Annotated in this window: 15 protein-coding genes; 10 read left to right on the top strand and 5 right to left on the bottom strand. The window is 68.2% G+C overall.

What is annotated here, in order from left to right; all coding sequences use genetic code 11:
• Positions 1 to 262 precede the first annotated feature (262 nt).
• A complete protein-coding gene (locus KPB06_RS32050) occupies positions 263 to 2,584 on the top strand; it encodes a TonB-dependent receptor (protein WP_275905702.1) in 2,322 nt (773 codons plus the stop codon).
• Positions 2,585 to 2,622: 38 nt separating this feature from the next.
• Here the strand turns inward: KPB06_RS32050 and KPB06_RS32045 are convergent, their stop codons facing one another.
• On the bottom strand, positions 2,623 to 3,600 hold the full coding sequence (locus KPB06_RS32045; protein WP_275905703.1) for an alpha/beta fold hydrolase: 978 nt from the start codon (positions 3,598 to 3,600) through the stop codon (positions 2,623 to 2,625).
• A gap of 347 nt (positions 3,601 to 3,947) precedes the next feature.
• Here KPB06_RS32045 and KPB06_RS32040 point away from each other — a divergent pair, with 347 nt between their 5' ends.
• From KPB06_RS32040 to pqqE, 6 genes are all read left to right on the top strand, one after another.
• On the top strand, positions 3,948 to 6,005 hold the full coding sequence (locus KPB06_RS32040) for a sigma-54-dependent Fis family transcriptional regulator (protein WP_099317788.1): 2,058 nt from the start codon (positions 3,948 to 3,950) through the stop codon (positions 6,003 to 6,005).
• 340 nt (positions 6,006 to 6,345) lie between these two features.
• Complete coding sequence (gene pqqA / locus KPB06_RS32035) at positions 6,346 to 6,420, top strand: pyrroloquinoline quinone precursor peptide PqqA (RefSeq protein ID WP_006485436.1); 75 nt, start codon at positions 6,346 to 6,348, stop codon at positions 6,418 to 6,420.
• 61 nt (positions 6,421 to 6,481) lie between these two features.
• The gene (gene pqqB / locus KPB06_RS32030; protein ID WP_059583258.1) at positions 6,482 to 7,405 is read left to right on the top strand and encodes a pyrroloquinoline quinone biosynthesis protein PqqB; all 924 of its coding nucleotides are present in this window, start codon (positions 6,482 to 6,484) and stop codon (positions 7,403 to 7,405) included.
• A 2-nt stretch (positions 7,406 to 7,407) separates the two neighbouring features.
• Positions 7,408 to 8,127, top strand: a complete 720-nt coding sequence (gene pqqC / locus KPB06_RS32025) for a pyrroloquinoline-quinone synthase PqqC (protein ID WP_059583257.1) — start codon at positions 7,408 to 7,410, stop codon at positions 8,125 to 8,127.
• On the top strand, positions 8,124 to 8,405 hold the full coding sequence (gene pqqD / locus KPB06_RS32020; RefSeq protein WP_006480620.1) for a pyrroloquinoline quinone biosynthesis peptide chaperone PqqD: 282 nt from the start codon (positions 8,124 to 8,126) through the stop codon (positions 8,403 to 8,405). The genes pqqC and pqqD overlap by 4 nt, the downstream gene beginning before the upstream one ends.
• A gap of 1 nt (position 8,406) precedes the next feature.
• On the top strand, positions 8,407 to 9,546 hold the full coding sequence (gene pqqE / locus KPB06_RS32015; RefSeq protein ID WP_275905704.1) for a pyrroloquinoline quinone biosynthesis protein PqqE: 1,140 nt from the start codon (positions 8,407 to 8,409) through the stop codon (positions 9,544 to 9,546).
• Between the two features lie 152 nt (positions 9,547 to 9,698).
• On the opposite strand, the gene KPB06_RS32010 is transcribed toward pqqE, so the two are convergent.
• Positions 9,699 to 10,037 carry a helix-turn-helix domain-containing protein gene (locus KPB06_RS32010; protein ID WP_012339501.1) on the bottom strand — a complete coding sequence of 113 codons (339 nt, stop codon included), beginning with the start codon at positions 10,035 to 10,037 and terminating at the stop codon, positions 9,699 to 9,701.
• A 78-nt stretch (positions 10,038 to 10,115) separates the two neighbouring features.
• On the opposite strand from KPB06_RS32010, the gene KPB06_RS32005 reads away from it, so the two are divergent.
• The gene (locus tag KPB06_RS32005) at positions 10,116 to 11,015 is read left to right on the top strand and encodes a hypothetical protein (protein WP_060011993.1); all 900 of its coding nucleotides are present in this window, start codon (positions 10,116 to 10,118) and stop codon (positions 11,013 to 11,015) included.
• 207 nt (positions 11,016 to 11,222) lie between these two features.
• Positions 11,223 to 11,453, top strand: a complete 231-nt coding sequence (locus KPB06_RS32000; protein ID WP_059583251.1) for a hypothetical protein — start codon at positions 11,223 to 11,225, stop codon at positions 11,451 to 11,453.
• A 106-nt stretch (positions 11,454 to 11,559) separates the two neighbouring features.
• Here KPB06_RS32000 and KPB06_RS31995 read toward each other — a convergent pair whose 3' ends face one another.
• The 3 genes from KPB06_RS31995 to KPB06_RS31985 all read right to left on the bottom strand — a co-directional run bounded on the left by KPB06_RS31995 (position 11,560) and on the right by KPB06_RS31985 (position 13,318).
• Complete coding sequence (locus KPB06_RS31995; protein WP_226094016.1) at positions 11,560 to 12,495, bottom strand: alpha/beta hydrolase; 936 nt, start codon at positions 12,493 to 12,495, stop codon at positions 11,560 to 11,562.
• Between the two features lie 147 nt (positions 12,496 to 12,642).
• Complete coding sequence (locus KPB06_RS31990) at positions 12,643 to 13,032, bottom strand: YciI family protein (RefSeq protein WP_059583248.1); 390 nt, start codon at positions 13,030 to 13,032, stop codon at positions 12,643 to 12,645.
• Positions 13,033 to 13,147: 115 nt separating this feature from the next.
• Positions 13,148 to 13,318 carry a hypothetical protein gene (locus KPB06_RS31985; RefSeq protein WP_275905705.1) on the bottom strand — a complete coding sequence of 57 codons (171 nt, stop codon included), beginning with the start codon at positions 13,316 to 13,318 and terminating at the stop codon, positions 13,148 to 13,150.
• A 30-nt stretch (positions 13,319 to 13,348) separates the two neighbouring features.
• On the opposite strand from KPB06_RS31985, the gene KPB06_RS31980 reads away from it, so the two are divergent.
• Positions 13,349 to 13,780: a TA system VapC family ribonuclease toxin gene (locus KPB06_RS31980; protein ID WP_059583245.1), complete on the top strand. Its 432-nt coding sequence runs from the start codon at positions 13,349 to 13,351 to the stop codon at positions 13,778 to 13,780.
• Positions 13,781 to 13,918 lie beyond the last annotated feature (138 nt).

Here is a 13,918-nt window from a genome sequence, read left to right as displayed (position 1 = left end):
GGTTCGCGCCATCGCGTCGACGCAGGTGTTGCATTCAGGTACACCGTCGCGCGCGAAGTGTTGCCAAACATGACAGGTGGCGCAGCCCGCGCAACAGCGGCGAGTCGGTCGCCCACATTGGGTACCGACGCGATGTGCGGCGCAGCGCGCGCCACGCGTGCTCGCGGCGCTGGCACGGTTCTCGCACGCCGGCTTCGCGACAACCCGTCGCCGCGCGATGCCTCGCACGCGCCGTCGGAACATGAATGCGGAGACAACGTAGATGATCAGGAGACCAAAGGCCGCCGCGCGCGACGCCGCGATGCGGCGCGGCCGGCGTGCGCGATGCGTCGGCACGGCCCTCGGCGCGCTCGCGCTGGTCGGCTTGCCGGCCGGCAGCGTGTGCGCGCAGCCGCAGGCGGACGGGGCCGCGCTCGAGCCGGACGTCGTGCTGCCCGCGGTGGTCGTCGTCGGCACCACGCCGCTGCTCGGGATCGGCACGCCGCTGTCGAAGGTGCCGGCGAACGTGCAGACGGTGCGTGCGGCGGAACTCGACGCGCAGCACCGCGCGACGCTCGCCGATTTCTTCGCGGCGAACCTGCCGAGCGTAACGATCTCGGATGCGCAGGGCAACCCGTATCAGATGGACGTCAACTATCGCGGCTTCACCGCGTCGCCGCTGCTCGGCACGCCGCAGGGGCTGTCGGTGTTCGTCGACGGCGTGCGCGTGAACGAGCCGTTCGGCGACGTCGTGAACTGGGACATCCTGCCCATGCAGGCGATCGACCGCGTGCAATTGATTCCGGGCTCCAATCCGGTGTACGGGCTCAACACGCTCGGCGGTGCGCTCGCGATCACGACGAAGGACGGCAGGTCGAATCCGGGCGGCGAAGCGGAGGTGTCGGGCGGTGCGTGGGGCCGCAAGAGCGCCAGCGTCGAGCAGGGCGGCACGATCGGCCCGAACCTCGACTACTACGCGACCGCGAACGTCGCGAACGACGGCGGCTGGGCCGACCATAACGCGAGCCGCGTGCGGCAGGCGTTCGGCAAGCTGCGCTACACCGATGCGGACACGACGCTGTCGATCGCGGCGGGCGGCGCGGACAACACGCTGTCCGGCTCCCAGACGATCCCGCGCTCGTTCCTCGACAACCGCAAGCAGGCGTATACGTATCCGGACCGGAACCGCAACAGCGCCGGCTACCTGACGCTGTCGGGCGACCGCTTCTTCGGGGAAAACGTCGAATTGAGCGGCAACGCGTACTACCGGCACCTGCGCAACACGAACACGAGCAGCAACAACAATACGGATTACGGATCGGTGGACGAGGACGGTACGGTCGACACGGTGCAGGGCAGCAACGCGCAATCGACGATCGTCACCGACAGCTACGGCGGCAGCGTGCAGCTCACGCTGCTCGGCAAGCTCGGCGGGATGGCGAACCGGCTGGTCGCGGGCGTCTCGGCCGATATCGCGAACTCGAGCTACGTCGCGTCGTCGCAGGACGCGTCTTTCACCGATGCGCGCGCGGCGCTCGGCATCGGCGATTTCGTGCAGCAGACCCGCGCCAAGACGCGCAACACGAATTTCGGCGTGTACCTGAGCGACGCGCTGTCGCTGACGCCGCACTGGACGCTCACGCTGTCGGGCCGCTACGACTGGTCGAAAGCGCAGATCGGCGACGAGAGCGGCGTGCAGCCGCTGCTCGACGGCAACCATGTGTTCTCGCGCTTCAACCCGGCGGTCGGGCTCAACTGGAACCCGGTTCCGGGTTTTACCGCGTATGCGACGTACAACGAAGGCATGCGTTCGCCGACCGCCATCGAGCTCGCGTGCGCGGACCCGGCGGCGCCGTGTTCGCTGCCGAACGACTTCATCGCCGACCCGGCGCTCAAACCCGTGATCTCGAGGACGTTCGAGGCCGGCGTGCGCGGGCGCATCGGCGCCGCGACGACCTGGAGCGCCGCGGCCTATCGCACGACATTGACCGATGACATCCAGTTCATCAGCAGCCCGGCCAGCGCGCAGGGCTATTTCCGCAACGTCGGTGATACGCGGCGGCAGGGTATCGAGCTCGCCGGCCGCACGCGGCTCGGCTCGCTCGGTGTCGGGCTGTCGTACAGCCATGTCGATGCGACCTACCGTTCGTCGTGGACGGAACACAGCCCGGCGAATTCGGCGGCCGACGCGAACGGCAACGTGACGGTCAAGCCGGGCGACCGCATCCCCGGCATTCCCGCGCATACGGTGAAGTTGCGGCTCGACTATGCGGCAACGCCTGCATGGGACATCGGCACGAACGTCACGTGGCGCAGCGGCGTGTACGCGCGCGGCGACGAGAACAACGGCGACGTGAACGGCAGGATCGCGGGCTACGTGCTCGTCGATCTCGACATGCGTTACCGGGTCACGAAGCGGTTCGAGGTGTTCGCGAGCGTGACGAACCTGCTCGACAAGCGCTACGCGAGCTTCGGCGTACTCGGCCAGAATTTCTTCAACGGACCGAACCACACGTTTGACGGCGCCAACCCGGTGAACGAACCGTTCGTCGGGCCGGGCGCACCGCGCGGCGCGTGGGTCGGCGCGCGTTATGCGTGGGATTGAGCGTGTCCCCGCGTCATGGCACCAACGCGCGCGGGCCGTCACGTGAACGGCGCTGTCGCGAACAGTGCGTTCACCGCGCGTGCGATGCTGCGCGCCAGCGCCGGGTCGCTTGCCAGATGCCCGGCCTTCACGCATTCGATTCGCGCTTCGGGCACGGCTCGCGCGAGGCGCTCGACGTTGCCGACCGGGCAAACGGGATCGTGTATCCCGTGCGCGGCGAACAGCGGCACGTGGGCCCGTGCGGCCCGTCGCGCGAGCGCGAGCACGCGGCGCTCGCCGAGCCAGCAATCGTGTTGCAGGTAGTGCGCCTGGATCCGGTATTTGTCGATCAGCCGGCGGACGGTCTCGTTCGAACGGATCGCGCGCATGGGCGAGCGGCGCGTGCGTGCCGATGCGAGGATCGCGCTTTCGTATGCGTGCCACGCGAGCGCCACCGCGCGCTGCCGGGCCGCGCTCGCGCCGTGGCGCAATCGCTGCGCGCAGCGCGACAGCAGGCGATCCGGCCGGCCACCCCCGGCCGCTGCATTGAGGCGCCGCCATTCGCGCGGGGCACGCGTGCGGGACGTCATGAAGAGCCTGCGGACTTCGCGGCGCGACGTCAGGAACAGGCCGCGCAGCACGACGCCCGTCACCCGTTCCGGATGCGTGCCCGCATACGCGAGTGCGAGCGCGGCGCCCCACGATCCGCCGACGACGCCCCAGCGTGTCACGCCGAGCTGTTCGCGCACCGCCTCGAGATCCGCGATCAGCCGCGCGGTGTCGTTGTGACGCGTGCCGCCGCGCGGTGTCGACGCGCCCGCGCCGCGCTGGTCGACGAGCACGACGCGCACGCGGGTGAGGTCGAACAGCCGCAGGATGCCGGCCTGGCTGCCGCTGCCGGGGCCGCCGTGCAGCACGACGACCGGATGGCCGCGCGCGGCGCCGGCCACGGTGAAGGCGATCGATTGCGCATCGCGGCGCAGGCGTCGGCGAACGGGCGTGGGCGGCGGCGCCGGCGTGTCGGGCAAGACCCGCATGGCGGGCGGCGGCGTGGATTGAATCGGGCGACGCGTCATGTCGATAGGGTTCGGGCGGAATCGGGAGGCGTAATCGTCGGCGGCCGGACGGTCGCCCGGCCCGCCCTGCGACAAAGCGAGAAGCGCGCCAGCCGCGAAGATCCGGATTCGCACGGGTAGTCACGCGCCGGGAAATCGCGGTATCACGCAGACAGGCCGTCGCGCGACGCGATGCGCGCCACCGCGCCCGGGCGATTCATTACATCCTCCTTTCGATCGGGTTGCGCGGCGCCAGCGTGGCCCGATGCTTGCTTGCAATGACGGCAAAGAGTCCGGCAGTTGACCGGAAGGATCCCCCGGAGGAGACAATGCGCGATGACGTAGAGCAGGCGGCCGGGACACGGGCCGCGCATCCCGCTGGCTGGCCCGCACCGTCGATCCAGAAGGCCCATGAGCGCTCGGAGACGTTCGGCCTGCAGGTATCGGCACGCCCCGATTACGACGTGCTGTCGAACGCGGCGCTGGTGCTCAAGCGCGAGCAGAGCCGGGTGCTGTGCGTGCACGCGATGCCGGTGATGGAAACGCTGCACGAGCAGATCGTCAACACGCAGAGCATGATCGTGCTGACCGACGCGGAAGGGCTGATCCTGCATTCGATCGGCGACGACGATTTCCTGCGCCGCGCGGAGAAGGTCGCGCTGCGCCCGGGCGCGAACTGGGCGGAGAACCGGCAGGGCACCAACGCGATCGGCACGGCGCTGGCCGAGCTGTGCCCGATGGTCGTCCACGGCGACCAGCACTTCCTGGCCGCGAACCGCTTCCTGACCTGTTCGAGCGTGCCGATCCTCGATCCGTACGGCGACGCGATCGGCGTGCTCGACGTGACGGGCGACCACCGCAGCTATCACCAGCACACGATGGCGCTCGCGAAGATGTCGGTGCAGATGATCGAGAATCACCTGTTTACGACGACCTTTCAGGAAACGCTGCAGGTGTCGTTCCATGGCCGCCCCGAATTTCTCGGCACGCTGATGGAGGGGATCGTCGCGTTCACCGCCGACGGCCGCTTCCTGTCGGCCAATCGCAGCGCGCAGTTCCAGCTCGGCATGCCGCTCGCCGCGCTGCGCGCGCACACGCTGTCGTCGCTGTTCGACATCACCAGTGCGCAACTGATCGACCGCATGCGCGCGAGCACCGACCGGCACCTGATGCTCAATCTCGGCAACGGCGCGGTGGTGTGCGCGCGCGTGCACTTTCGCCGCGCGACGCTCGCCGAAGGCAGCCGGCCGACGGACGTCCACGATGCGGGGGCGCCGGCCGCGCGCGCGAACGCGGCGCCCGCGCCGGCGGCGAGCACGTCGGCCGGCCTGTCGCGGCTCAACTATCTCGACACCGGCGACGCGCAGGTCGCCAGCGTGATCGCGAAGGTACGCAAGGTGATCGGCAAGGACATCCCGATCCTGATCACCGGCGAGACCGGCACCGGCAAGGAACTGCTCGCGCAGGCGATCCACAACGACTCGCCGCGCCGCGACGCGCCGTTCGTCGCGGTCAACTGCGCGTCGATTCCGGAGACGCTGATCGAGTCCGAACTGTTCGGCTACGAGGAGGGCGCGTTTACCGGCGCGCGCCGCAAGGGGGCGATCGGCAAGCTGCTGCAGGCGAACGGCGGCACGCTGTTCCTCGACGAGATCGGCGACATGCCGTATCCGCTGCAGGTGCGGCTGCTGCGCGTGCTGCAGGAGCGCCTCGTCAACCCGCTCGGCTCGACGAAGACGATCCCCGTGGATATCGCGATCATCTGCGCGACGCACCGCGATTTGCGCGACATGATCGCGCAGAACCGTTTCCGCGAGGATCTCTACTACCGGCTGAACGGCCTCGTGGTGCGCCTGCCGCCGCTGCGCGACCGCACGGATCTCGCGGTCGTCGTGCAGAAGATGCTGCAGCGCGAAGCGTTCGCGGGCCCGGGCCGGCCGCCGCTGTCGGTCGCGCCGGACGTGATGGAACTGTTCGTGCGCTGCACGTGGCCGGGCAACTTCCGGCAGCTCGGCAACCTGCTGCGCACGGCGGCCGCGATGGTCGACGACGACGGCGAAATCCGCCGCGAGCACCTGCCGGACGACTTCTTCGACGACCTGCGGCGCGGCGATGCGCAGGTCGTGCAGGCCGTCTCCGAGGCGTGCGCGTCGTCAGCCGCGCCCGCCCGGTCTGCCGTGGCGGGCGCGGGACCCTGCGGCGCGGACGCCTTCCCGCCCGCCGACACGCGTCTGCAGGATGTCGCGGCATCCGCGATCGCGGCCGCGCTGGCCCGTCACGGCGGCAATGTGTCCGCCGCCGCGCGCGCGCTCGGCGTGTCGCGCAACACGATCTACCGGAAGATGCCCGCGGCCGACGCGGCGCGCCACCCGTCTGAAGAAAGCTGATACGCGAGCCACGGCGCACCGGCCGGTGCGCCGGGTGCGCAACGTGTCACAGCCGGTGTGTCAAGTTGCAACACCGGTGTTCAACGATTCAACACCTGTCACCGCCCGGGCGCCTCGCGCCGTCCGGCCGGCCGGGTGCATTCGCGCGAATCGTGTCGGCCATTCGTAAGGATTGGGTCCCGATGCCCGGATGACGGCCGTATGCCGCTGCCTGGCGGTGAAGGCAACGCATCGGCACGCTCCTTGCTGAAGAGGAAGCGACCGCTCGATCACCGCGGTTGTTCGACTCACGCAGCAACACATCGACTCATCGATTCATCAACTCAACAGGAGACACACCATGCAGTGGACGACACCGTCATACACCGACCTGCGCTTCGGCTTCGAAATCACGATGTACATCGCCAACCGCTGATCGCCGCGCGTGCCGCCCGTTTCGCCGTGGTCGGCGCGGGCGGCCTCGGGAGCTGACGCCCATGAAGATCAAGATACTCGGCTCGGGAGCCGGCGGCGGCCTGCCGCAATGGAACTGCAATTGCGCGAACTGCCGCCGCGCGCGCAGCGGAAGCGGCCACGTGGTGCCGCGCACGCAGTCGTCGATCGCGGTCAGCGAAGACGGCATCGACTGGGTTCTCGTCAATGCGTCGCCCGACATTCTTTCGCAGTTGCGCGCGGATCCGGACCTGCAACCGGCGCGCGCGATCCGCGACAGCGGCATCGCCGCCGTCGTGCTGTGCGACGCGCAGATCGATCACGTGACGGGCCTGCTGATGCTGCGCGAGCGCTCGACGCCGCTGCCGCTGTACGCGAGCGCGCCGGTGCTCGACGACCTGTCGACCGGCTTGCCCCTCGTGCCGCTGCTCGGCCATTACTGCGGCGTCGCCGCGCACACGATCGTGCCCGGCGAGCCATTCGAAGTGCCCGCGGCGCGCGGGATCCGTTTCACCGCGATCGCCGTCGACAGCAAGCCGCCGCCTTATTCGCCGCGGCGTGCGTCGGCCGCGCCCGGCGACAACATCGCGCTGTCGATCGAGGACGTCGCGAGCGGGCGGCGCGCGTTCTATGCGCCGGGGCTCGCGTCGGTCACCGACGACGTGCGCGCGGCCATGGACGGCGCCGATCTGGTGCTGGTGGACGGCACGTTCTGGACCGGGACCGAGATGATCGATCTCGGCCTGTCGGGCAAGCACGCGGCCGACATGGGGCATCTCGCGCAGTGCGCGGAACACGGGCGGCCCGGCATGATCGACTGGCTCGACCGGCTGCCCGCGCGCACGCGCAAGGTGCTCACGCACATCAACAACACGAACCCGATTCTCGATCCGCATTCCGTCGAGCATGCGCACCTGCGCGCGCACGGCATCGACGTCGCGCACGACGGCATGCAATTCCAGGTCTGACGATGAACGCACCGATCCCCGCTACGGCGTTGCACGCGACGCCCTGGACCGCGACCGAATTCGAGGCGCGCCTGCGTGCGCTCGAATCGCGCTATCACATCCATCACCCGTTCAACCGGCGGCTCAACAGCGGCGCCTGTTCGCCCACGCAGATCCGCGGCTGGGTCGCGAACCGCTTCTATTACCAGATCTGCATTCCGCTCAAGGATGCGGCGATCCTGTCGAACTGTCCCGACCGCGAGACGCGGCGCCGCTGGATCCAGCGGCTGATCGACCACGACGGGCAGGGCGACAACGAAGGCGGCATCGAGGCGTGGGTGCGGCTCGGCGAGGCATGCGGTCTGACGCGCGACGAGCTATGGTCGCTCGAACACGTGCTGCCCGGCGTGCGTTTCGCGGTGGATGCGTACGTGAACTTCGCGCGGCGCGCGCCGTGGCAGGAAGCCGTGTGCTCGTCGCTGACCGAGATGTTCGCGCCGCAGATCCATCTCGACCGGCTCGCGGGCTGGCCGTCGCATTACCCGTGGATCGAGCCGGCCGGACTGCATTATTTCCGCAGCCGCGTGCCGCTCGCGCAACGCGACGTCGAGCACGGGCTCGCGGTCACGTTGGAGCATTTCACGACACCGGACGCGCAGCAGCGCGCGCTCGGCATCCTGCAATTCAAGCTCGACATCCTGTGGTCGATGCTCGACGCCGTCGAAAAGGCCTATCCGCTATGAACGCGATCGAAGCCGCCAGCGGCGTGCCGCTGCGCCCCTGCCTCAGGGGCATGTACCGCCTCCAATGGGAGGCGGCCCAGGATGCGTACGTGCTCCTCTATCCGGAGGGCATGGTCAAGCTCAATCCGAGCGCGGGGGAGATACTCGCGCGCTGCGACGGCACGCGCGAACTGGACGACATCATCGGCGAGCTCGAGCGCCTGTTCATGCAATCCGATCTCGCGACCGACGTCTACCGCTTCCTCGATCATGCGCGACTGCGCGGCTGGCTCGACTGACATGGCGCCCGACACTTCCCGTCCGTCCGCGCCGCTGTGGCTGCTCGCGGAACTCACGTACCGCTGCCCGCTGCATTGCGCGTTCTGCTACAACCCGGTCGATTTCGCGACGCACGGCGCGGAACTGGACACCGACGCGTGGCGCACGGTCATCAGCGACGCGCGCGCGCTCGGCGCCGCGCAAATCGGCTTCTCGGGCGGCGAGCCGCTGCAGCGCGGCGACCTCGAGACGCTCGTCGCGCATGCGCGCGGGCTCGGCTTCTATACGAACCTGATCACGTCGGGCATCGGGCTGAACGTCGCGCGCATCGAGCGGCTCAAGGCCGCCGGGCTCGATCATATTCAGTTGTCGCTGCAGGATTCGACGCGCGAGCTGAACGATTTCCTGACCAGCACGCGTACGTTCGAACTGAAACGCGACGTGGCGCGGCTGATCAAGGCGCACGGCTACCCGATGGTGCTCAACTGCGTGCTGCATCGCTACAACCTGCCGCACGTGGGGCAGATCATCGAGATGGCGCTCGATCTCGGCGCCGATTACCTGGAGCTCGCGAACACGCAGTATTACGGCTGGGCGATGCTCAATCGCGATCAACTGATGCCGACCGTCGAGCAGGTGCGCGAGGCCGAGGACACGGTCAACCGCTATCGCAAGCTGATCGGCGAGCGCTGCAAGATCCTGTTCGTCGTGCCCGACTATTTCGAGCGCCGCCCGAAAGCGTGCATGAACGGCTGGGGCTCGGTGTTTCTCGGTGTCGCGCCGGACGGCACCGCGCTGCCGTGCCATGCCGCGCGGTCGCTGCCGGGGCTCGCGTTGCCGAACGTGCGCGACCGGCCGCTGCGGGAAATCTGGTACGACAGCGACGCGTTCAACGCGTTTCGCGGCGACGACTGGATGCGCGAGCCGTGCCGCACGTGCGACGAGCGGCATACGGATCACGGCGGCTGCCGGTGTCAGGCCTACCTGCTGGCCGGCGACCCGAAGGAGGCCGATCCGGTGTGCGCGAAGTCCGCCCATCACGGCCAGGTCGAACAGGCCGTGCAGTTCGCGCGACGTCGCGCGCCGATCGCCGAACAGCCGTTGGTGTTTCGTAGCAAGGAGAATTCGCTCGCGCAATGCGACGCGGCGTGCGAGCGCTGAGGCGCGCGGTCAGGACGAAGGCGGCGGCGCGCGACGCGGTGCTCGCGCGCCGCCGCGCCGCGCAGGGAGAAAACGGCGCACCGCCGCCGCCGATGCGGGCGCGCGTACCCACCGCATTCAATCTCGATGAATGGCCGCGCACGCGCGCGCCATCACCCGTCATCCGCCTTCGCCTGCAAATCCTTCAGCCCCTGAATCACGACCAGCAGCGCGCGCCCGTGCTCGTCCGACCCGTCCCACGCGTCGACGATCGCGTCGCGCAGCAGGTCGTTGTACCGACGGCGCGACGGCTCCGTATCGACACCATAGAAACTGCATAGCTTATTGAATGGCGCGCTGCGGCGCAGCCGGCGCCCGTTCGACAACCGAAGGCGCGACACGGTAGGCTGGCTGACCCCGGAAAGCCGCGCGATTTCGCTGGACGAGCGTGTATCCGCCATCAGGCGGCGCAACAGGTCTTGAACGGGAAAATCTTGGTCCGGGGCTTCCATGCGATGCATTATACCTATACAGTTACGGCTGTTGAATGGGCTTGCTGTCAGCAGCGAGGCTGTATCCCGAGAAAGTTGATGACACTGAAACACCTCCCTCCCACGTTCTGCTGGACCAAGATCGGCACCGAGTCCGGCGAGGAGCTGCCGACCGTCGTACTCCGCAAGGAATGGGAGCGCCGGCTCGGAGGCGGGCGTTTTCTGTGGGGCATCAACCAGCCGCTCGGCAACAGCGCGCAAGTCGCCGCGCATCGCACCGGTTCGCTGCTCGCGCTGTTCTCGCCGGTCGCGTCGCGTCCGCGCGCGGGCGAGCGCAAGGACGCATTGCTGTGGAATGCGTGGGTCGACGCAGGCGGGCAGGTGCGGCCGTTGCCGCCGCATACGTTCATCGCCAGCCGCTCGACGCTGCCGTCCGGCCGGCGTCGCGAGCAGCACTACGCGCTCGTGTGCGCGTCGTCCACCGCGCTGACGGTCGGCACGCAGTTGCGCGTGTTTCCCGATCACCTGCGCAGCGTGAGCACCGGCAAGCCGCTGGGCGCCGCACAGGGTGCGGCCGTGGTCGACTGCGTCGGGCGTGCGAAGGAGCAGACGGGCAAGAGCTATCCGCTCGCGCTGTCGGTCGAGCTCGAAGCGCCGTATTTCGTGCGGCTGGCGCAGCCGTGCGTGCTGAAGGCGCGCGATCTCGCTGAAGTGAACAAGGCCACGCGCGCGGGCGATTTCGATCGCTTCGTCGAGCTGGTCGCGCGCTTGCGCGGCCGTTCGCCGACGGACGCCGTGCGCGGCGTCACGCGCGATCTGTTCGACGTGCCGCCGCTCGAAACGGCGGCCGCGTATGTGGCGCCCACGCATGTCGCGCGCATGCGCCACCGGCCGGCGGTCGAGCATCCGCGCGATCTCACCGGCGATCTGTTCGACCTGTCGCCGGGCGAGGCGGCCGCGTTCGCGGGGCTGGCGCATCCGCGCATCGGGCGCGCGTGACGACCCACGCGAAGCCGTTCGCGCAAGAATTTGTTGCAATCTCGCCGTAGCGGATCGGCGAGCGCGGCGCGACAATCGGCACGAAGCGCGCGGCGCGGCGGCCGATGCGTCGACATGCGACGGGTCGTGGTTCACGCCGCCGACATGCGTACCACGCACACTGGGCGTCGGCGTGCTTCACACTGCAATCCTGAGGGAGGAGTGTCGATGTCGACCCATATCCGTTCGCGGGAAGCGCGGGCCGCACAACGCTTCGTCGAAGCGACGCGCAACGTCGATCAGGCGTTTCGCGCCGTGCGCGGCGAAAGCGACGACGACGGCTCGTCGGCCCACTACGCACGCGCGATGTCGCGTCTCGATCGCGCGCTCGACGAGCTGGCGCGTGCACAGGAATTCTTCGATCGCGTCGTCGGCGCGGATACCGCGCACGGCAACTGACGGCTTCGTCGTTTCTCTTTTTCGCGCGTCGTGCGACGCGCGTTCATCTTCCTGCCGGGCGCGTTGCGCGGCATGCCGGTTCGTCACCCCGTTTCGATTCTCGATGTCAGGCCTTGCGGCCTTCGGCCGGATAGCCGCCTTGAGCGGTTGCCGTGCGTCGGCCCGCACGGGTCATGTCCGGTGCGGACGGCGCGGACGGCGCGGCGCGCGACGCGTAGCCGCGATGCTGGAACGAGGTCGCGAAGAACCGCATCTGGTAGCGGATCGCATTCGCCCAGTAATCCCACGTATGACCGCCCGGGCGCTCCGCATAGTCGTGCGGCACGCCGAGCGCGACGAGCCGTTCGTGCAGCGTGCGGTTCGAGTCGACGAAGGCATCGTCGCGGCCGCAATCGATCGTCAGGTCGAGATGCGCGCGCACGAATGCCCGCGCGTTTTCGACGATCACGTTGCGGTTCCAGAACGACGGATGGCGGCCGGGATCGCCGAACACGTGGTCGATGCCCGGCTCGTTCGCGCAGCAGCGCGGGTCGACCGCGCCGCTGATGCTGCCGACCGCGCCGAACGTGTCGGGCCGGTCGAGCGCGATGCGCAGCGCGCCGAAGCCGCCCATGCTGAGCCCGGTGATCGCGCGTGCGTGCTGGGCCGCGATCGTGCGGAAATGCAGGTCGACATAGGACACGACTTCATCGCCGACGAAGGTTTCGTAGCGGCTGCCCGAATCGAACGGGCTGTCGATGTACCAGCTTTCGTGTCCGCCGTCGGGCATCACGAGGATCACGCGGTAGCGGTCGGCGAGCGCGGCGATGTGCGTGTTCGACGTCCAGTCGGTATGGTCGCCGCCCGAGCCGTGCAGCAGATAGACGACGGGATAGCGTTCGCCGTGGTGGTCGCGCGCGTAATCGTCGGGCAGCACGATGGTGGCCTTCAGCGTTTCGCTCATCGCGGCGCTCGGAATCGCGACGACCCGCGCATGAAATGCGAAGGCAGGGCTCGTGACGGCGAGCAGCAGGAGCAGCCAGAAGGTACGTGCCAGGTTCATCGATCCTCGCATGTGTCGATCCAGTCCGGCCGGATGCCGGGAAAACCCTGTTCCGGCGACTCTAGCAACCGTGCCTTTCAACCATATTTCGGCGAATCCTACGGGTTGTCAGGCGGACGGCTCGCATACGTCCGCGACGATGGCCGCTTACGGCTTCCGCAGCCCGGGAGTGAATGCGGGGCTGAAATCCTCGGCCTCGAACAGCGGGCGGATCTCGATGTCGGAGTCGCCGGGCATCGGGTTCGGGCAGCGCTTCACCCACTCGACGGCCTCTTCCATCGATTTCACGCGCCAGAGCCAGTAGCCGGCGACGAGCTCCTTCGTTTCGGCGAACGGGCCGTCGATGACCGTGCGGTTCTTGCCGGAAAAGTGCACGCGCTTGCCGTGGCTGCTCGGGCGCAAGCCGTCGGCGGCGAGCAGGATGCCGGCTTTTACCAGCTCCTCGTTGAACTGGCCCATCGCGGCCAGCATGTCGGTATCGGGCATTTGGCCGGATTCGGAATCGGCGGTGGCTTTGACGATGACCATGACGCGCATTGTCGTATCTCCTTGAAAGGGAACGAGGGTGTCTGCCGGCCGGAGGCGGCAAACGCAGGGTTACGACAACACGACGCGCGGCGGCGACGCGAATCGACATCGCGGGAAAAAGTTTTCATCCGCGATGGAAACGGCGATGCCGGCCGCCGCTCTTGCCGCGGGCGGCACGCGCACCAGGCACGCTGTGGATCCGATCGGCAAGCTCGCTGCGCGCCGTCACGTCGAACCGCAACGGCTTGCCGTTGATACCGGTCTCCGGGACGGCACGTCCCGTCACGCCCGACATCGTTAATCAACTTCGCGACGATTCACTTGGATGACCTACCTGCTCGACGTCAACGTCCTCATCGCCTTGCTGAATCCTGCGCATGTTCAGCATGAGCCTGCACATGCATGGTTTGGACGGGTAGGTCATTCGGCATGGTCTACCTGCCCGCTCACCGAGAACGGCGTTATTCGGATCATCTGCAATCCGAAATACACGAATACGATGGGCTCGTATATGTCCGTAGCTCCGCTCGTCGCGCAACTGCGGTCGCATGCCGGCCACACTTTCTGGCCGGACGACGTGAGCTTGCTGGACGAACAGCACGTCGACGCCACCCGTTTGCTGTCGTCCGCGCAATTGACCGATACGTACCTGCTGGCGCTGGCTCGCGCGCACAAAGGCAAACTGGCGAATTTTGATCGGCGTCTGGTCGTCGACGCCGTGCCGAATGGCGCCAAGCACCTTGAACTGATTGCTTGACGCTCGATCGGAAAGGGCGCCGTGGCAGCGACGCTTGAACGGGTTGCTGTCGGTTTCTCGCGGTGCCTTCCAGCGGGACGGTCTTGTCCTCGGCGTCCTGAACAGCGCGCCTTTCGCCCGTGCCCTTGTTTGGAAAGT

The organism is Burkholderia semiarida, from assembly GCF_029268935.1.
Taxonomy (GTDB): Bacteria; Pseudomonadota; Gammaproteobacteria; order Burkholderiales; family Burkholderiaceae; genus Burkholderia; species Burkholderia semiarida.
The sequence above is the reverse complement of the archived record's forward strand: the minus strand, read 5'-3'. Positions and strand labels throughout refer to the sequence as shown.